The sequence below is a fragment of the Mycobacterium sp. NGS64 genome (assembly GCF_059812245.1).
Map to the genome: position 1 here is coordinate 277,329 of NZ_JCALCI010000001.1, position 18,115 is coordinate 295,443.

The window sequence follows — 18,115 nt, forward strand, 5'->3', positions numbered from 1 at the left end:
TTCGTCCCCGCCGTCGAATTTTGATCTTGTACCAGTATCTGCGCGGCAGGTTATGCCCGGTAGGCCCCGCAGCGTTAAGACCTTGTTTAGGAGTTGAAGATCCGTTTAACAACCGTTGTCACGAGCCAGGGTTAAATCGAACATACATTCGAGTAGACTCGGCGACGTGGGTTGGTTTAATGGGCCGCTGAGCTGGTCGGAAATGGAGCGGGTGCTCGACGGCAAGCCGCGCCACGCCGGCGCGCCGGCGGATCCTCCCGAGGACGCCCCGTTGTCGCGCAGGCGCGGGACGTACCAGCCGCCCGACGACACCCGGCCGGCCCGCTCCTCCGTCCCGTATGCCGAGCTGCACGCGCACTCGGCGTTCAGCTTCCTCGACGGCGCCAGCACCCCCGAGGAGATGGTGGAGGAGGCCGCCCGGCTGGGCCTGCGCGCCCTGGCGCTGACCGACCACGACGGCCTGTACGGGGCGGTGCGGTTCGCCGAAGCGGCCGCCGAACTCGAGCTGCGCACCGTCTTCGGCGCCGAACTCTCACTGGGGCCGGGCGCCCGCACCGAGCAACCCGACCCGCCCGGCCCGCACCTGTTGGTGTTGGCCCGCGGCCCGGAGGGTTACCGGCGGCTGTCGCGGCAGCTGGCCGCGGCGCACCTGGCCGGCGGGGAGAAGGGCAAGCCGCGCTACGACATCGACGCACTGACCGAGGCCGCCGGCGGGCACTGGCACGTCCTGACCGGCTGCCGCAAAGGCCATGTGCGCCAGGCGCTTTACCAGGGCGGTCCGGACGCGGCGGAGCGGGCTCTGGCCGACCTGGTGGACCGGTTCGGAGCGCATCGGGTCAGCGTCGAGCTGACCCGGCACGGTCACCCGCTCGACGACGAACGCAACGCCGCGCTGGCCGGGATCGCGCCGCGCTTCGGCGTCGGCGTCGTCGCCACCACCGCAGCGCATTTCGCGGATCCGTCGCGCGGGCGGCTGGCCATGGCGATGGGCGCCATCCGGGCCCGAGAGTCCCTGGATTCGGCCGCCGGGTGGCTCGCCCCGCTGGGCGGTTCGCACCTGCGGTCCGGCGAGGAGATGGCCCGCTTGTTCGCCTGGCGCCCCGAAGCGGTGACGGCCGCCGCCGAGCTCGGCGAGCAGTGCGCGTTCGGGCTGGCGCTCATCGCGCCGCAGCTGCCGCCGTTCGACGTGCCCGACGGGCACACCGAGGACAGCTGGCTGCGGCACCTGACCATGGCGGGCGCGCGGGAGCGCTACGGGCTCCCGGAATCAGCGCCGCGCGCCTACGCCCAGATCGAGCACGAGCTGAAAGTCATTGCGCACCTGACGTTTCCGGGTTACTTCCTGGTGGTGCACGACATCGCCCGGTTCTGCCGCCAGAACAACATCCTGTGCCAGGGCAGGGGGTCGGCGGCCAATTCCGCGGTCTGCTACGCCCTCGGGGTCACGGCGGTGGATCCGGTGGCCAACGAGCTGCTGTTCGAGCGCTTCCTGTCGCCGGCGCGCGACGGGCCGCCCGACATCGACATGGACATCGAATCGGACCAGCGCGAGAAGGTCATCCAGTACGTCTACGACAAGTACGGCCGGGACTACGCCGCCCAGGTCGCCAACGTCATCACCTACCGGGGCCGGATCGCGGTGCGCGACATGGCCCGTGCCCTGGGCTTTTCGCAGGGGCAGCAGGACGCGTGGAGCAAGCAGATCAGCCACTGGAACGGGCTCGCCGACTCACCCGACATCGAAGACATCCCGCCGGCGGTGATCGATCTGGCCAACCAGATCCGGAACCTGCCGCGGCACATGGGCATCCATTCCGGCGGCATGGTGATCTGCGACCGCCCCATCGCCGACGTGTGTCCGGTGGAGTGGGCGCGCATGGAGAACCGCAGCGTCCTGCAATGGGACAAGGACGACTGCGCGGCAATCGGTTTGGTGAAGTTCGACCTGCTCGGGCTGGGCATGCTCTCGGCGCTGCACTACGCCATCGACCTGGTGGCCGAACACAAGGGGATCGAGGTGGACCTGGCCCGCCTCGACCTCTCCGAGCCGGCGGTGTACGAGATGCTGTGCCGCGCCGATTCCGTTGGCGTGTTCCAGGTGGAGTCGCGGGCCCAGATGGCTACCCTGCCCAGGCTCAAGCCGCGGGTGTTCTACGACCTGGTGGTGGAGGTCGCGCTGATCCGCCCCGGTCCCATCCAGGGCGGGTCGGTGCACCCCTACATCCGCCGGCGCAACGGCGTCGACCCGGTCGTCTACGACCACCCGTCCATGGAGCCCGCGTTGCGAAAGACGTTGGGAGTGCCGCTTTTTCAGGAACAGCTGATGCAGCTCGCCGTCGACTGCGCCGGCTTTTCCGCCGCCGAGGCCGACCAGCTGCGCCGCGCCATGGGCTCCAAGCGCTCGACCGAGCGGATGCGACGGCTGCGCGGCCGGTTCTACGACGGCATGCGCGAACTGCACGGCGCCTCCGACGACGTGATCGACCGGACGTACGAAAAGCTGGAAGCCTTCGCCAATTTCGGGTTCCCCGAAAGCCATGCGCTGTCCTTCGCGTCGCTGGTGTTCTACTCGTCGTGGTTCAAGCTGCACCACCCGGCGGCGTTCTGCGCGGCGCTGCTGCGCGCGCAGCCGATGGGCTTCTACTCGCCGCAGTCGCTGGTGGCCGACGCGCGCCGGCACGGCGTGACGGTGCACGGCCCGGACGTCAACGCCAGCCTCGCGCACGCCACGCTGGAGAACGAAGGGACGGAGGTCCGGCTCGGTCTGGGTGCCGTCCGCCATATCGGCGACGACCTCGCCGAGCGGCTGGTCGACGAGCGAAAGGCCAACGGCCCGTTCACCTCCCTGCTGGACCTGACCACCCGGCTGCAGCTGTCCGTGCCGCAGACCGAGGCGCTGGCCACGGCCGGGGCGCTGGGCTGCTTTTCCATGTCCCGGCGCGAGGGGCTCTGGGCGGCCGGGGCCGCCGCCACCCAACGCCCGGACCGGCTGCCCGGCGTGGGCTCGTCGTCGCACATCCCTGCGCTGCCGGGGATGAGCGAGCTGGAGCTGGCCGCCGCCGACGTGTGGGCCACCGGCATCTCCCCGGACAGCTACCCGACGCAATTCCTGCGGGCGGACCTGGACGCGATGGGCGTGGTGCCCGCCGACGCGCTGGGATCCGTGCCCGACGGCGACCGCGTGCTGATCGCCGGCGCGGTGACCCACCGGCAGCGGCCCGGGACGGCCCAGGGGGTGACGTTTATCAACCTGGAGGACGAGACCGGGATGGTCAACGTGCTCTGCACGCCGGGGGTGTGGGCGCGCCACCGCAAGCTGGCCAACACCGCGCCCGCGCTGCTGATCCGCGGGCAGGTGCAAAACGCCAGCGGCGCCGTCACCGTCGTGGCCGAGCGGCTGGGCCGCATCACTCTGGCGGTCGGCTCGAAGTCGCGCGACTTCCGCTGAGCCGTGCACAGGCGGCGCGGCTAATGGTTGTTATGCGTCTTGCGCGGAAAGGTCCCATAGCCAAATTCCGCCGCGTCGTAAGCTGTTCTAAAGATCGCTTGGAATCGGCTGTATTGATTCACTGTGTCAAGGGAGTCGAAATGAAACTCAAGCCCGTTCGCCACGGCGCCGCGATATTGGGTTGTGCTGCGGCGCTTGTCCTTTCTCCCGCGGTGGCCAGCGCCGATCCACCCGACCCGCACCAGCCGGACATGACGAAGGGCTTCTGCCCGGGGGGCCGATGGGGCTACGGCAATTTGGCCGTGTGCGACGGCGAGAAGTACCCCGACGGGTCGTTTTGGCACCAGTGGATGAAAACGTGGATAGTCGGGCCGCAATTTTATTACGACTGCGTCGGCGGCGACGAGCCACTGCCGGGGCCGCCGCCGCCCGGGGGCTGCGGCGGCGCGATTCCGCCCGGGGGGCCGCCCCCGCCCTGATCTCGGGGTCAGCCGGCTGGTGGCGAGATTTCCCCCGTGGCTGCACGTTCGGCGCAGCGGGTTCAGCCCGTCGGCGTCGTCCACACCTTCGTCGGCGCGATCTTCAACCGGGTGCTGTAGGTCGCCATCGCTTCAGTCAGACCGAATCTCGCCGCCGCCTCGCGGTACTTGGCCCAGTACGGCTCGTCGTCGCGGCAGTCCACGCCGGTGGCGTCCACCGCAGCGGTGCCGCCGACGACGATGATGCCGCCGCCGTTGCCGTCGGAATCGAGGTTCAGGCTCACCTCGGGGTGCGCCTTGATGTGGGCGACCTTGGCCGCCTGCGGCGTGGAATAGACCGTCAGGTCGGTGCCGTCAAAGTAGAACCAGATCAGCCGCGGGACCGGTTGCCCGGACTTCGCGACCGTCGTCAGCCAGCCATAGTGATCACTTGTCAGCCTGTCGGAAACCTCTTGTGTCAGTTCGACGCTCATGGACCCGAATGTAGTCTCCACACATGACCCTCAACCTGTCCGTCGACGAAGTCCTCACCACCACCCGCTCGGTGCGCAAGCGCCTCGACTTCGACAAGCCGGTCGGCCGCGAGGTGCTGATGGAATGCCTCGACCTGGCGCTGCAGGCGCCCACCGGCTCCAACTCGCAGGGCTGGCAATGGGTGTTCGTCGAGGACGCCGACAAGAAAAAGGCGATCGGCGAGATCTACCTGGCGAACGCCCGCGGCTACCTCGCCGCGCCGGGAGCCCAATACGACGAGGGCGACACCCGCGGCGAGCGGATGGGCAAGGTCCGCGATTCGGCGACCTACCTCGCCGAGCACATGGGCGAGGCGCCGGTCCTGATGATCCCGTGCATCGAGGGCCGCGAGGACAAGTCACCGCTGGGCGGCGTGTCGTTCTGGGCGTCGCTGTTTCCCGCGGTGTGGAGCTTCTGCCTGGCGCTGCGCTCGCGGGGCCTGGGCTCCTGCTGGACGACGCTGCACCTGCTGCGCGATGGCGAAAAGCAGGCCGCCGAGGTGCTCGGCATCCCGTACGACAAGTACAGCCAGGGCGGGCTGTTCCCCATCGCCTACACCAAAGGCACCGACTTCCGCCCGGCCAAGCGCCTGCCCGCCGAGCAGCTCACGCACTGGAACAGCTGGTAAGTCAGCTCGAAAGCGGCCACACCTCGACGACGCCGTGCGCGACGGCACAGGGCGTCTGGCTCACCCGCTCGATCGCCGCGTCGAGGTTCTCGGCCTCCAGCACCATGAACCCGGCGATCGGCAACGCCGATCGCAGGTACGGCCCGGGCTCCGTTTGGACGCCGGACCCCTCCGGGTTGCGCACCTGAACGGGAGGTCCGGCGATCCCGATGCGCGCCCCCGCCGCGCGCAGGGCGTCGTCGCGCGCGTGCGCGGCCGCCCTGCATTCGTCGCTGACGCGGTCGTATCCCGCCTTGTCCCCGTAACCGATCGTGATGAAGGTAGCCATATCGATGCTGACCCGGCGGCGGGCCGGAACTCATCGGGTCAGACGGCCCCGGCGTACCCGTGCTGGCGCCAGGCCTCGTAGACGGCGATCGCGGCCGCGTTGGAAAGGTTCAGCGAGCGCCGGCCCGCCAGCATCGGGATGCGCACCTGCCGGGTGATGTGCGGGTCGGCGAGGGTCGCCGCGTCCAGCCCGTCGGGTTCCGGACCGAACATCAACACGTCGCCGGCGTGGTAGTCGACGTCGGCGAACGACGTCGTCGCGTGCGCGGTGAAGGCGACCACCCGCTCCGGCGCCAGCGCCTGCCACGCGGCGCGCAGCGACCCGTGCACGGTGACCGACGCGAGGTCGTGATAGTCCAGGCCGGCCCGCCGCAGCTTGGGCTCGGACAGGTCGAAGCCGAGCGGCTCGACGAGGTGCAATTCGGCGCCGGTGGCGGCCGCGGTCCGGATGGCGTTGCCGGTGTTGGGAGCGATGCGCGGGGTGACAAACATCAACCGGAACATCTGCCGATCATGACAGGCCAAATCGTTTGCCAGACTTGCATCCCCGTGCGCGAACCAACCTTGGAGGGCTCTGCGTACTCAGTAGGAATTGTGGAGACCTCGGCCGCGGGCTGTCATACTCGTCGGATTGCCAGGTGTTTATCGCTGGCGCCGACTGCGTGGGGTAGGCGGAATTAAGCAGGAAGTCTCATGAGCCTCTCGTTTCACCGAGCGCTGAAAATCAGCGCAGCGGCCCATCGCGCGGCCGCGGACAAGTGACCATGTTCAGCCGCCCGGCCCACGCGGCCGAGGCGGAGGCGCCGCAATACACCGAAGCCCCGGTCGCCGACGGCCGGCAGGCCAAACGCCCACCCAGCTGGTCGCCCAGCAACTGGCCCGTCCGCTACAAGGTCCTGGCGATTGTGCTGGTACCGCTGCTGTTGGCGACCGCGTTCGGGGGGCTGCGCATCAAGGACGCCATGGCCAACGCCAGCGGCCTCCGGCTGGCCGCCGCCCGCGCCGACGTGCTGCCGGCGATCACCAAATACATGTCGGCGTTGGACGTCGCGCTGCTGGCGAGCTCCACCGGGCGCGACGTCGAGGGCGCCAAGAAGAACTACGAGGCGCGCAAGTACGAGCTGCAGCAGCGGCTGGCCGACACCGACGTCACCCCCGACGTCCGGTCCGGGGTGAGCACCCTGCTGAACGGCGGCGCGGGGCTGTTGGACAAGGTCGCCGACAACAGCATCGGTTTGCGGGACCGGGTCACCACCTACGCCCCGATCCTGCTGACGGCCGAGGACGTGATCAACGCGTCGGTGCACGTCGGCAACGAGCGGATCCGCGCTGAGGCCCAGGCGCTGAGCCGGGCCGTCGGCGCCCGCGGGCAGATGACGATGCAGCAGATCCTGGTGACCCGCGGGGCCGACCTTCCCGAGCCGCAGCTGCGGACCTCGATGATCACCCTGGCCGGCACCGAGCCGTCGACGCTGTTCGGGATGAGCGAGGTGCTCGGCGCCGGGTCGCCCGAGGCCAAGACGCTGCAGCAGCAGATGGTGACCCGGATGGCGATCATGTCGGATCCGGCCAGCGTGCTGGTCGACAACCCCGACCTGCTGCGCTCGATCGAGACGACCGACGGGATCGCCGAGCAGGTCATCAGCGACACCACCGCGTCGGTCACCAAGTCCGTGCACGCCGAGGCCACCGATCGCCGCAACGCCGCGATCCTCGACACCGCGCTGGTGCTGGCCGTCATCGTGATCGCGCTGCTGGTCGTGTTGCTGGTGGCGCGCGCGCTGGTGCGCCCGCTGCGCGTCCTGCGCGACGGCGCGCTCAAGGTCGCCCACACCGACCTCGAGGAGGAGGTGGCCCGGGTCAAGGCCGGCGGCGCCGAACCGATTCCGCAGCCGCTGCCGGTGTACACCACCGAGGAGATCGGTCAGGTCGCCCACGCGGTCGACGAGCTGCACACCCAGGCCCTGCTGCTGGCCGGTGACGAGGCGCGCCTGCGCCTGCTGGTCAACGACATGTTCGAGACGATGTCGCGGCGCAACCGTTCCCTGGTCGACCAGCAGCTGATGCTGATCGACCGGCTGGAGCGCAACGAGGAGGACCCCGAACGCCTGGACAACCTGTTCCGGCTGGACCACCTGGCGGCCCGGTTGCGGCGCAACAGCGCCAACCTGCTGGTGCTCGCGGGCGCACAGCTGGCCCGCGACCAGCGCGACCCGGTGCCGCTGTCCACGGTGATCAACGCCGCGGTGTCCGAGGTCGAGGACTACCGCCGGGTCGAGCTGTCCGGCCTGCCCGACTGCGCGCTGGTCGGCGCCGCGGCGGGCGGCGTCATCCACCTGTTCGCTGAGCTGATCGACAACGCCCTGCGCTACTCGCCGCCGACGACGACCGTCCGGATCTCCGCCGGACGCGGCGGTGACGGGGGAGTCATGCTCCGGATCTCCGACTCCGGGCTCGGCATGAACGACGCCGATCGGCGCATCGCCAACATGCGGCTGCGGTCCGGCAGCGACGTCACGCCCGATAACGCCCGGCACATGGGGCTTTTCGTGGTGGGCCGGATCGCGGCCCGGCACGGCATCCGGGTAGGCCTGCGCGGCCCGGCCGGCAACGAGGCGGGCGCCGGCACCACGGCCGAGGTCTACCTGCCGCCCTCGGTGCTGGCCGGCTCGGCGGGGCCGCAGGGACGGCCGGGGTCGGTGTCGTCGCCGAGCACCCAGCTCGCCAACGCGATGGCGACGACGGACCCCGCGGGCGCGCCGGCCGGGCCTGAGCCCGCCAGCCAGAACGGCGCCGATGCGTCGGGACCGCCGGTCACGTTGTTGCCGCGCCGCAACCCCGGATCCAGCGGAATCGCGGACGTTTCAGAGGTGCCCGAGGTTCCCCAGCCGGTCGCGGAGCTGCCGCGGCGAGACCGCCGCGAGCCGGCCACCCCGTGGTGGGAGGGCTTGCAGGCGGAGCCGAAGCCCGAGCCCGAGCCGGAACAGAGGCCGGCTAGGCCCGCAGCGGTGTCGGACACGTCGGCGTTCTTCGCCGCGCGCGCCCAGGCCGCCGCGACTCCAAGGGAAACCCCGCCGCCGGTCGCCTCGGTCCCGAGCATCCCGGAAGCCCCGGAAGCTCCAGCCGCCCCGGCCGACGACGACGTCATCTACCGTCGGATGCTGTCCGAGATGCTGGGCGACCCGCACGACCTCGTCAACAGCCCCGACCTGGACTGGCAGTCGGTCTGGGACCGAGGCTGGTCGTTGGCCGCCGCGGCCGAGGAGAAGCCCGTCGAGGCCAAAACCGAGCACGGGCTGCCGGTCCGCGAGCCCGGGGCCCGGCTGGTGCCCGGCGCCGCGAACGGGACGGACACGACCGAAGAGGAGCGGCCGGACGGCGACGAGGGGTCCCTGGTGGGATCCAACGGCCTCGCGCGGCACTCCGCCGCGGGGCGCGACCCCGAGGCGGTGCGGGCCTCGTTCAGCAGCCACTTCGGCGGCGTGCGCTCCGGACGGTCGCACGCCCGCGAGACGAGTGAAGGATCTGATCAGGAATGACGTCTGCGGACAACTCGCTGGACTGGCTGGTGACGAAGTTCGCCCGGGAGGTCCCCGGCGTCGCGCACGCGTTGCTGGTGTCGGTCGACGGGCTGCCGGTCGCCGCCAGCGAACACCTGCCGCGCGAGCGGGCCGACCAGCTGGCCGCGGTCGCCTCCGGCCTGGCCAGCCTCGCGACCGGAGCCGCGCAGCTGTTCGAGGGCGGCCAGGTGCTGCAGTCGGTGGTCGAGATGTCCAACGGCTACCTGTTGCTGATGCGGGTCGGCGACGGCTCGCATCTGGCCACGCTGGCCGTGGCGTCCTGCGACATCGGCCAGATCGGTTACGAGATGGCCATACTCGTCGAACGGGTGGGCGGCGTGGTTCAGTCCACCCGCCGATCCGCAGAGCAGTACCAGTGACCCGCGATGGACAGACGCGAGCCCTGGCCGGCCCCACGTGAGGCGAACCTGGTCCGTCCGTACACCCTGACGTCCGGGCGGACCGGCACCGACGTTGACCTTCCGTTGGAAGCGCCGATACAAACCTTGGACGCCGGCCTGGCTCACCGGTGGCCACCGAACGATGCGAGAGGCAAGATCATCGAACTGTGCGTCAACAGCCCGTCGGTCGCCGAGATCTCGGCCCGGCTGGATTTACCGGTCGGCGTCGCGCGCGTCCTGGTCGGTGATCTGGTGCTGTCCGGCTACCTTCGGGTGCATAGGACGTTGAGCGAGCGTTCGACCCGCGACGAGCGCCACGAACTCATAGGAAGGACCCTGCGTGGCTTACGAGCACTCTGACGCGCACGGTTCCAGCGCGCACGCTTCGACGAAGATCGTGATCGCGGGCGGTTTCGGGGTCGGCAAGACCACGTTCGTCGGGGCGGTCTCGGAGATCATGCCGCTGCGCACCGAGGCGATGCTCACCGACGCATCGGAAGGCGTCGACATGCTCGAGGCCACCCCGGACAAGAAGACCACCACGGTTGCAATGGATTTCGGCCGCATCACGCTGGACGAGGAGCTGGTGCTCTACCTGTTCGGCACGCCGGGTCAGCGCCGGTTCTGGTTCATGTGGGACGACCTGGTGCGCGGCGCGATCGGAGCGGTCGTCCTGGTCGATTGTCGCCGCCTGCAGGACAGCTTCGCCGCGGTCGACTTCTTCGAACACCGCAAGCTGCCGTTCTTGATCGCGGTCAACGAGTTCGACGGCGCGCCACGCTATCCCGTCGAGGCGGTGCGCGAGGCGCTGACGCTGCCCCGGCACATCCCGGTGATCACCGTCGACGCCAGGGACCGCCGCTCGGCGACCGACGCGCTGATCGCCGTCAGCGAATACGCGCTGGAAACCCTGGCCGCGAGCTGAATTGCAGCACTGGACCGATGCGAATGCCGGCCCTTTTGAAGGCACGGATTTTCGCGACGAGGACCTCAGCCGACTGCGCACCGAACGGGTGGTGTTTTCCGACTGCGACTTCGGCGGCGCCAACCTGGCCGAGTCGGACCACCGCGGGTCGGCGTTTCGCAACTGCATATTCGAACGAACGTTGCTGTGGCACAGCACCTTTGCGCAGTGCAGCATGCTGGGCTCGGTCTTCGTGGGTTGCCGGATGCGCCCGATCACGTTGGACGAGGTCGACTTCACCCTCGCGGTGCTCGGCGGCAACGACCTCCGCGGCGTCGATTTGAGCGGCTGCCGGCTGCGGGAGGCCAGCCTGGTGGAGACCGACCTGCGCAAGGCCGTGCTGCGCGGCGCCGACCTGTCCGGCGCGCGGACGACGGGCGCCCGGCTCGATGACGCCGACCTGCGCGGCGCCACCGTCGACCCGTCGGTGTGGCGGACCGCCTCGCTGGCGGGGGCGCGCGTCGACGTTCCGCAGGCGATGGCGTTCGCGCTGGCGCACGGGTTGCGCTTCGACGCCAAGGATTAGCGCGTGAGCCGGATGCGCCAGCGCACGATCGCGCAATAGACCGCCGACAGCGCGACCAGCATCCCCATGTCGAACAGCCACGCGCCGCGGGTGTGCGCCCAATGGGCGTCCTGCGCCAGCAGCGAACCGGGCACCAATGCCCGCAGGTCGACCGTCGACGCCGACGCCGCGTATCCCCAGCGCGATGGCATCCCCCAGGACAGCTGGTCGAGGAAGATCCGGCCCGTCACGGGCACCATCCCGCCGGCGAGCACCAGCTGGAGCATCAGGGACACCACCAACAGCGGCATGATCTGCTCGTTGGATCGCGCCAGCGACGACAGCACCAGCCCCAGCACCGCCGAGGCCACACACGTCGCGGCCACGGTGACGAACAGCTCGAAGCTTGCGTTACCCAGCAGCACCGGCGGCTGGCTGGGCGCGCCCTTGCCCAGCAGCACGATGCCCGTCGCGATCGCCGCCTGCACGATCGCGAACCCGCAGAACACCGTGAGCTTGGCGCCCAGGTAGGCGCCCGACGACAGGCCCACCGCCTGCTCGCGCCGGAAGATCGCGCGCTCGCCGATCAGGTCGCGAATCGTCAGCGCCGTGCCCATGAAGACCGCGGCGATGGACATCAGGGTCAGGATCTGCGCGGACTCGTCGGGCGTCCCGCTGGTCGGTTGGGCGATGCCGAACCCGGTGCTGCCCGGGACGGTCAGCGACAGCGCGCCCAGGACGAACGGCAGCAGCGCCAGGAACGTGAAGTAGGCGCGGTCGGACACGACCAACCGGACCTGGCGCCGCGCGATCGTGGAGAACTGGTGCCGCACGCTGGTGCGGGCCTGGGTGCCCAGGTCGGCGGGCGCCGACTCGACCGGGGGCGGGGGCTTGTTTTGCGCCAGGAAGCGCCGGTTCGCCTCGTCGGGGTCGGCGCCCACCTTCGCGAAGATCTGGGCCCAGTTGGTGGTGCCCATGGCGTGACCGATCTGGCCGGGCGCGCCCAGGAAGGCCGTCTTGCCGCCCGGCGCCATCAGTAGCACCTGATCGCAGACGTCGAGGTAGGTCAGCGAGTGGGTGACCACGAGCACCACGCGGCCGGCGTCGGCGAGCTGGCGCAGCATCGTCATCACCTGCAGGTCCAGGGCGGGGTCGAGGCCCGACGTCGGCTCGTCGAGGATCAGCAGCGACGGCCCGGTGAGCAGCTCCAGTGCCACCGATGCGCGCTTGCGCTGGCCGCCGGAGAGCTTGTCCACCCGGGTGTCGGCGTGCCTGGTCAGCCCCAGTTCGTCGAGCACCTGCGCCACCACCTGTTCGCGGTCGGCCTTGCTGGTGTCGGGCGGCAGCCGCAGTTCTGCCGCGTAACCCAGCGCCTGGTTGACCGTCAGCTGCCGGTGCACGACGTCGTCCTGCGGGACCATCCCGATCCGGGTGCGCAGCGACGCGTACTCGGTGTGGATGTCGTGGCCCTCGAACGTGACCGAGCCGGAGGTCGGGGTGGCGTACCCGGCGATCAGGCGCGACAGCGTGGTCTTGCCGGCGCCCGAACCGCCGATGATGGCGGTCAGGGTGCCGGGCCTGGCGGTCATCGAAACCCGTTCCAGCAGGTTCTTCCCGTTGATCGCGAAGTTGACCTCGCGCACCTCCAGGCCGCCCGACCGCGCCGCCACCTCCTGGCGGCGGACCAGCATGCCGCCGCTGAACATCAGGTCGACGTTGCCGATGGTGACCACGTCGCCCTCGGCGAGCACGGCGGATCCGACCCTGATCCCGTTGACGAAGGTGCCGTTGATGCTGTGCGCGTCGCGGATCTCGGTGCCGACCGGCGTCGCGGTCAGGAACGCGTGATGGCGCGACGCCAGCACGTCGTGGACGACGATGTCGTTGTCGAGCGAGCGGCCGATCCGCGCGACGGGGGCCCTGACCCGCGTGGTCGGGAACTCGGCGACCTCGCCGCTCACGCCCATCTGGGTGGGCGGGTTTGCGTCGTCGGCGGCTGCGGGCGGCCGGAGGATCGGGATCGCGGTGGTGCGCTGGACGTCATCGGGCGGGCGAGGCGGCGGCTGGGGGGGTCGCGGGCGCACCGGCAGCGGGCCGCTGGGTGGTGGGATCGTCGGGAGCGTCTCCGTCGGCGGCAGCAGCCCGACGGTGCCCTGGTGGTGCCCGACCTCGAACGTGATCCGCGGTCCGTCGGGCTTGCCGATGTTGATGGCCTGGCCGTCCTGGATGTCGACCTTCGGCACCCGCCGGCCGTTGACGAAGAACCCGTTCATCGAGTTGTTGTCGACCGCGACCCACCGGCTGCCCTCGAAGCGCAGCAGCAGGTGCGCCCGGGCGATCAGGGGGTGCGCCACGCGCAGATCGGCGCGCAGGTCACTGCCGACGACCACGTCGCGACCCGGCGCGAAATTACCTTCGGATCGCTGGGACCGCACCGTCAGCACTGGCTGCCCGGGCCAGCCCATCAGCGCTTGCGCCGGTTCCTCGACAGACTGCGGCGGGCCGACGAGTGCCCCTTCAGCCGGAGCTTCCACCACACGATGGCGCTGTAGACGACGCACAACACCACGAGCATCGCGATGTCGAACAGCCACGCGCTCGCCTTGTGATCGAAGTGCTGGTCCTTCGGGTCGGTCGGGCCGACGACGAGCCGGTGGGTGTCGATCGTCGACGCCGCCGACGCGTAACCCCACCTTGCGGGCGTGGCCCACGACAGCTGGTCGAGCACGGGGCGGTTGGTCACCCAGATCAAGCCGCCGCAGAACACCAGCTGCGACATGATCGCGATGACCAGGAACGGCATGATCTGGTCCTGGGACTTGGCGATCGCCGACAGCGCCATGCCCAACAGCGCCGAGGCCACGCACGTCAGCGCGACGTCGAAGAACAGCTCGAAGCTGACGTTGCCCAACATCACGGCTTTGGCGATCGGCTGGCCCCAGCCGATCACCGAGATCGCGGTCGTGATGCCCGCCTGCCCGATGGCGAACGCGCTGAACACCACGATCTTGGCGGCCAGGTACGACGCGGTCGATAGGCCGACCGCCTGCTCACGCCGGAATATGGGACGCTCGCCGACCAGGTCGCGAATGGTCAGCGCGGTCCCCATGAACACCGCGCCCACGGTCAGCATGACCAGAATCTGGTCGGGCTGGTTGGGCGAGTTGCTCAGGGGGTCCCCCATGCCATACCCGGTCTTGCCGCGAACGGTCAGGGTGAGGATGCCGATGAGGAACGGCAGCAGCGCCAGGAACACCGTGTAGCCCCGGTCGGAGATGACCAGCCGCACCTGGCGGCGCGCCACCGTCGAGAACTGGCGCAAGACGTCGGTGTGCACAGGTTCGCCCAGGTCGCCCGGGCTGGCATCGGAGGGGGCCTGCAACTCCGGCGGCCGGTTTTCGGCGAGGAAGCGGCGGTTGGCCTCGTCGGGGTCGGCGCCCACGTTCGCAAAGATGTCGGCCCAGTTGGTGGTGCCCATCGCCGCGCCGATCTGGCTGGTCGGCCCCAGGAACGCGGTCTTGCCGCCCGGTGCCAGCAGAAGTATCTGATCGCAGACGTCCAGGTAGGCCACCGAGTGGGTGACCACCAGCACCACGCGGCCGGCGTCGGCGAGCTGGCGCAGCATCATCATCACCTGCCGGTCCAACGCCGGATCCAGGCCCGACGTCGGCTCGTCGAGGATCAGCAGCGACGGCCCGGTGAGCAGCTCCAGCGCCACCGAGGCGCGTTTGCGCTGGCCGCCGGAGAGCTTGTCGACGCGGGTGTCCGCGTGCTTGGTCAGCTCGAGTTCCTCGAGGACCTGCGCGACGACCTGCTCCCGGTCGGCCTTGCTGGTGTCGGGGGGCAGCCGCAGTTCGGCCGCGTAGCCCAGCGCCTGGTTGACCGTCAGCTGGCGGTGCACGACGTCGTCCTGGGGGACCATCCCGATCCGGCTGCGCATGGACGCGTATTCGGCGTGGATGTTGTGGCCCTCGAATGTCACGGTGCCGGTGCTCGGGGTGGTGTACCCGGCGATCAGGCGCGACAGTGTGGTCTTCCCGGCGCCCGATCCCCCGATGATGGCGGTCAGCGTCCCGGGGCGCGCGGTCAGCGAGATGTGGTCGAGCAGTTGCTTTCCGTGGTCGACGGTGAACGTGACGGCGTTCACCTCCAGCCCGCCGGTGCGCGTCGCCGCCTCGGTGCGGCGGACCAGGGTGTCGCCGGTGAAGACGAGGTCGACGTTTCCGATCGTGACCACGTCGCCCTCGGTCAGGATCGCGGACCCGACCCGGACACCGTTGACGAAGGTGCCGTTGACGCTGTGCGCGTCGCGGATCTCGGTGCCCAGCGGCGTCTGGGTCAAAAATGCATGATGGCGCGACGCCAGGACGTCCTGGATCACGATGTCGTTGTCGGTGGAACGACCGATCGTGATCGCGTCGGACGACTTCGGCATCGCCCCGGAGCGGGACGGCAGCAACGCCTGGAACATCTTGGTCGCCAGGTTCGCCACCTCGGGCGGCTTGGTGAGGTTGGCCGACATCTGGGTTTCCGGCGCCGCCGGCGCGGACCCCACCGCGGACATCTGCGGGTGCGGCTGGAAATTGGGGGGCGGCGGCGCGCTGGTCGGATACGGCGGGCGCCCGCCAGCGGCGGGGTACATGGGCTGGCCGGGCGGCGGGGGCGCGGCGACCTGTGGGCGTCGCGCCGCCTGCGCGGCCCAGTTCGGTTGCCGACCCGGGGGTCCGGGCGGGGGGCCGGGCGGAGCGGCGACGGGAGGGCCCGGTTGAGCCGACCACGCGCCGCCCGGCTGGGCCACCGGGATGCCCATCGACTCGGTGCGCGGCGGGCGACCCGCCAGCCCTTGGTGGCGGCCCACCTCGAAGGTCAGCTGCGGCCCGTCGGGATTTCCGATGTTGATGCTCTGGCCGTCGTGGATGTCGACCACCGGCACCCTTCGGCCGTTGACGAAAGTGCCGTTGAGTGAACCGTTGTCGATCGCCAGCCACCTGCCCTGGTCGAACCGCAGCAACAGATGCGCGCGCGAGATCAGCGGGTGCGTGATGCGCATGTCGGCCCGGAGATCCCGTCCGACGACGACGTCGTGACCGGCGGCGAAGGTGCGCTCCGACCCGTCATGACGAACCGTTAACGCAGGCGGGGCTGGTGCACTCATTGCCACAACTGTAGCGGGTGCACCTGTTTTCACCCTGTGGGCGCAATGACCGCGTCCGGCGCGCCGGTGACCACGCATCGGGTGCGCGTGTAGATCGTCGGCATGCACCGATTGCAGTGCGTGCACGCCGAATGCACGCTGTGCGCGGCGCCGTCGGCGGCGATCCGGTTGATCAGGTCCGGCTCGGCCAGCAGGGCCCGGCCCATCGCGACGAAATCGAATCCCTCCGCCATCGCGAGGTCCATTGTTTCCCGGTTGGTGATGCCGCCGAGCAGGATCAGCGGCATCGTGAGCTCGGCGCGGAACAGCTTGGCGTCGCGCAGTAAATAGGCCTCGCGGTAGGGATACTCGCGCAGGAACTTCTTGCCCGTCATCCGCATGCCCCAGCGCAGCGGCGGCTTGAAGGCGCCGGCGAATTCCTTGACCGGCGCGTCGCCGTGGAACAGGTACATCGGGTTGACCAGCGAACTGCCCGCGGTGAGCTCGATCGCGTCCAGGCCGCCGTCGTCCTGCAGCCACTTGGCGGTGATCAGCGATTCCTTCGTGCTGATGCCGCCGCGCACCCCGTCGGACATGTTGAGCTTGGCGGTGACCGCGATCGGTGTGCCCTCCTTCTCCACCGCGCGCCGCACGGCCATGACTATGCCGCGGGCGACCTTGGCCCGGTTCTCCAGCGATCCGCCGAATTCGTCGTTGCGCCGGTTGATCAGCGGGGACAGGAACGCGCTCGCCAGATAGTTGTGGCCCAAATGGATTTCGACCGCATCGAAGCCGGCTTCGATCGCGAGCCGGACCGCGTTGACGTGGCCCTGGATGACGTCCTCGATGTCGTCGCGGGTGGCCTTCTTGGCGAAGCGCATCCCGATCGGGTTGAAGAACCGCACCGGCGCCAGCGCGGGCGCCTTGTTGGACTTCGCGTTGGCGACCGGACCGGCGTGGCCGATCTGCGCGCTCACCGCGGCGCCCTCGGCGTGGATCGCGTCGGTCAGCCGCCGGAAGCCGGGCACCGCCTCCGGGCGCATCCAGATGCCGTTGCCCTCGGTGCGGCCGCCGGGGGACACCGCGCAATAGGCGACGGTCGTCATCCCGACGCCGCCGGCCGCCGGCAACCGGTGGTATTCGATCAGGTCGTCGCTCACCAGGGCGTTGGGCGTGCGCGCCTCGAAGGTGGCGGATTTGATGGTGCGATTGCGCAGCGTGATGGGCCCCAGCTTGCCCGGGCTGAACACGTCTGGAGGGGTAGACATGCGAGGAGCCTAAACGTTGGGCGTGCCAAACTGTGAGGCGTGGGCGCAATCACGCTGGACGGCAAGGCCACCCGGGACGAGATCTTCGTCGACCTCACCCAGCGGGTCGCCGCGCTGACGGCATCGGGCCGCACACCCGGGCTGGGCACCATCCTGGTCGGCGACGACCCCGGTTCGCAGGCCTACGTGCGCGGCAAGCACGCGGACTGCGCGAAGGTCGGCATCACGTCGATCCGCCGCGACCTGCCCGCGGACATCAGCACCGCCCAGCTCAACGAAACCATCGACGAGCTGAACGCCAACCCGGAGTGCACCGGCTACATCGTGCAGTTGCCGTTGCCGAAGCACCTGGACGAGAACGCGGCCCTGGAGCGCGTCGATCCGGCCAAGGACGCCGACGGGCTGCACCCGACGAACCTGGGCCGGCTGGTGCTGATGGAGCCGGCGCCGCTGCCGTGCACCCCGCGCGGCATCGTGCACCTGCTGCGGCGCTACGACGTCGAGATCGCCGGGGCGCACGTGGTGGTCATCGGCCGCGGCGTGACGGTCGGGCGTCCCCTGGGCCTGCTGCTGACGCGGCGCTCGGAGAACGCCACGGTGACGTTGTGCCACACCAAGACTCGCGACCTGCCGGCGCTGACCAGGCAGGCGGACATCATCGTGGCCGCCGTGGGCGTGCCGCACATGCTGACCGCCGACATGGTCCGTCCCGGCGCCGCCGTCGTCGACGTGGGTGTCGGCCGCGTGGATGGCAAGCTCGCCGGCGACGTGCATCCCGACGTGTGGGAGGTGGCCGGTCATGTGTCGCCGAATCCCGGTGGCGTCGGGCCGCTTACGCGCGCGTTCCTGTTGACCAACGTCGTCGAGTTGGCCGAGGGACGGCAGTAA

General features: G+C 70.0%; 15 protein-coding genes. 9 read left to right on the top strand and 6 right to left on the bottom strand.

Annotated features, from left to right (window positions below; translation table 11 throughout):
* Window positions 1–166 precede the first annotated feature (166 nt).
* Both AC5Y4S_RS01405 and AC5Y4S_RS01410 read left to right on the top strand, forming a co-directional pair.
* The gene (locus tag AC5Y4S_RS01405; RefSeq protein WP_500029307.1) at window positions 167–3,448 is read left to right on the top strand and encodes an error-prone DNA polymerase; all 3,282 of its coding nucleotides are present in this window, start codon (window positions 167–169) and stop codon (window positions 3,446–3,448) included.
* A 140-nt stretch (window positions 3,449–3,588) separates the two neighbouring features.
* Window positions 3,589–3,927: a hypothetical protein gene (locus AC5Y4S_RS01410; protein ID WP_500029308.1), complete on the top strand. Its 339-nt coding sequence runs from the start codon at window positions 3,589–3,591 to the stop codon at window positions 3,925–3,927.
* Window positions 3,928–3,989: 62 nt separating this feature from the next.
* Here AC5Y4S_RS01410 and AC5Y4S_RS01415 read toward each other — a convergent pair whose 3' ends face one another.
* Complete coding sequence (locus AC5Y4S_RS01415; protein ID WP_500029309.1) at window positions 3,990–4,400, bottom strand: TIGR03667 family PPOX class F420-dependent oxidoreductase; 411 nt, start codon at window positions 4,398–4,400, stop codon at window positions 3,990–3,992.
* Between the two features lie 23 nt (window positions 4,401–4,423).
* Between AC5Y4S_RS01415 and AC5Y4S_RS01420 the strand changes: the two genes are divergently transcribed.
* Window positions 4,424–5,068: a nitroreductase family protein gene (locus AC5Y4S_RS01420; protein WP_500029310.1), complete on the top strand. Its 645-nt coding sequence runs from the start codon at window positions 4,424–4,426 to the stop codon at window positions 5,066–5,068.
* A 1-nt stretch (window position 5,069) separates the two neighbouring features.
* On the opposite strand, the gene AC5Y4S_RS01425 is transcribed toward AC5Y4S_RS01420, so the two are convergent.
* A complete protein-coding gene (locus AC5Y4S_RS01425; protein ID WP_500029311.1) occupies window positions 5,070–5,396 on the bottom strand; it encodes a YciI family protein in 327 nt (108 codons plus the stop codon).
* A gap of 38 nt (window positions 5,397–5,434) precedes the next feature.
* Window positions 5,435–5,899, bottom strand: coding sequence for a tRNA (cytidine(34)-2'-O)-methyltransferase (locus AC5Y4S_RS01430; protein WP_500029312.1), 465 nt, complete (start codon window positions 5,897–5,899; stop codon window positions 5,435–5,437).
* 260 nt (window positions 5,900–6,159) lie between these two features.
* Between AC5Y4S_RS01430 and AC5Y4S_RS01435 the strand changes: the two genes are divergently transcribed.
* The 5 genes from AC5Y4S_RS01435 to AC5Y4S_RS01455 are packed head-to-tail and all read left to right on the top strand — an operon-like array spanning window position 6,160 to window position 10,846.
* Window positions 6,160–8,934, top strand: coding sequence for a sensor histidine kinase (locus AC5Y4S_RS01435; RefSeq protein WP_500029313.1), 2,775 nt, complete (start codon window positions 6,160–6,162; stop codon window positions 8,932–8,934).
* Entirely contained in the window at window positions 8,931–9,335 is a 405-nt protein-coding gene (locus tag AC5Y4S_RS01440; protein ID WP_068140070.1) for a serine protease inhibitor, read from the top strand. Before AC5Y4S_RS01435 ends, AC5Y4S_RS01440 begins: the two co-directional genes overlap by 4 nt.
* Window positions 9,336–9,341: 6 nt before the next feature.
* Window positions 9,342–9,716, top strand: a complete 375-nt coding sequence (locus tag AC5Y4S_RS01445) for a DUF742 domain-containing protein (RefSeq protein ID WP_500029314.1) — start codon at window positions 9,342–9,344, stop codon at window positions 9,714–9,716.
* On the top strand, window positions 9,697–10,281 hold the full coding sequence (locus AC5Y4S_RS01450; protein WP_500029315.1) for a GTP-binding protein: 585 nt from the start codon (window positions 9,697–9,699) through the stop codon (window positions 10,279–10,281). The genes AC5Y4S_RS01445 and AC5Y4S_RS01450 overlap by 20 nt, the downstream gene beginning before the upstream one ends.
* A gap of 1 nt (window position 10,282) precedes the next feature.
* Window positions 10,283–10,846, top strand: a complete 564-nt coding sequence (locus AC5Y4S_RS01455) for a pentapeptide repeat-containing protein (protein ID WP_500029316.1) — start codon at window positions 10,283–10,285, stop codon at window positions 10,844–10,846.
* Here the strand turns inward: AC5Y4S_RS01455 and AC5Y4S_RS01460 are convergent.
* From AC5Y4S_RS01460 to AC5Y4S_RS01470, 3 genes are read right to left on the bottom strand one after another with little or no spacing between them, the layout of a single operon-like run.
* Window positions 10,843–13,290: an ATP-binding cassette domain-containing protein gene (locus AC5Y4S_RS01460; protein ID WP_500032038.1), complete on the bottom strand. Its 2,448-nt coding sequence runs from the start codon at window positions 13,288–13,290 to the stop codon at window positions 10,843–10,845. The two genes, AC5Y4S_RS01455 and AC5Y4S_RS01460, sit on opposite strands and share 4 nt — an antisense overlap.
* Window positions 13,290–15,980 (bottom strand): FHA domain-containing protein, encoded by a 2,691-nt coding sequence (locus tag AC5Y4S_RS01465; protein WP_500029317.1) that lies wholly within the window; start codon window positions 15,978–15,980, stop codon window positions 13,290–13,292. The genes AC5Y4S_RS01460 and AC5Y4S_RS01465 overlap by 1 nt, the downstream gene beginning before the upstream one ends.
* A gap of 29 nt (window positions 15,981–16,009) precedes the next feature.
* Window positions 16,010–17,227, bottom strand: coding sequence for an NADH:flavin oxidoreductase (locus AC5Y4S_RS01470; protein ID WP_500029318.1), 1,218 nt, complete (start codon window positions 17,225–17,227; stop codon window positions 16,010–16,012).
* Window positions 17,228–17,266: 39 nt separating this feature from the next.
* Between AC5Y4S_RS01470 and AC5Y4S_RS01475 the strand changes: the two genes are divergently transcribed.
* Complete coding sequence (locus tag AC5Y4S_RS01475; protein WP_500029319.1) at window positions 17,267–18,115, top strand: bifunctional methylenetetrahydrofolate dehydrogenase/methenyltetrahydrofolate cyclohydrolase; 849 nt, start codon at window positions 17,267–17,269, stop codon at window positions 18,113–18,115.

What these genes read in the sequence shown, in the direction of transcription:
- AC5Y4S_RS01410 (WP_500029308.1), top strand. Translation starts at nt 3,589, where the DNA reads ATGAAACTCAAGCCCGTTCGCCACGGCGCCGCGATATTGGGTTGTGCT.
- AC5Y4S_RS01415 (WP_500029309.1), bottom strand. Translation starts at nt 4,400, where the DNA reads ATGAGCGTCGAACTGACACAAGAGGTTTCCGACAGGCTGACAAGTGAT.
- AC5Y4S_RS01420 (WP_500029310.1), top strand. Translation starts at nt 4,424, where the DNA reads ATGACCCTCAACCTGTCCGTCGACGAAGTCCTCACCACCACCCGCTCG.
- AC5Y4S_RS01425 (WP_500029311.1), bottom strand. Translation starts at nt 5,396, where the DNA reads ATGGCTACCTTCATCACGATCGGTTACGGGGACAAGGCGGGATACGAC.
- AC5Y4S_RS01430 (WP_500029312.1), bottom strand. Translation starts at nt 5,899, where the DNA reads ATGTTCCGGTTGATGTTTGTCACCCCGCGCATCGCTCCCAACACCGGC.
- AC5Y4S_RS01435 (WP_500029313.1), top strand. Translation starts at nt 6,160, where the DNA reads ATGTTCAGCCGCCCGGCCCACGCGGCCGAGGCGGAGGCGCCGCAATAC.
- AC5Y4S_RS01440 (WP_068140070.1), top strand. Translation starts at nt 8,931, where the DNA reads ATGACGTCTGCGGACAACTCGCTGGACTGGCTGGTGACGAAGTTCGCC.
- AC5Y4S_RS01445 (WP_500029314.1), top strand. Translation starts at nt 9,342, where the DNA reads ATGGACAGACGCGAGCCCTGGCCGGCCCCACGTGAGGCGAACCTGGTC.
- AC5Y4S_RS01460 (WP_500032038.1), bottom strand. Translation starts at nt 13,290, where the DNA reads ATGGGCTGGCCCGGGCAGCCAGTGCTGACGGTGCGGTCCCAGCGATCC.
- AC5Y4S_RS01465 (WP_500029317.1), bottom strand. Translation starts at nt 15,980, where the DNA reads ATGAGTGCACCAGCCCCGCCTGCGTTAACGGTTCGTCATGACGGGTCG.
- AC5Y4S_RS01470 (WP_500029318.1), bottom strand. Translation starts at nt 17,227, where the DNA reads ATGTCTACCCCTCCAGACGTGTTCAGCCCGGGCAAGCTGGGGCCCATC.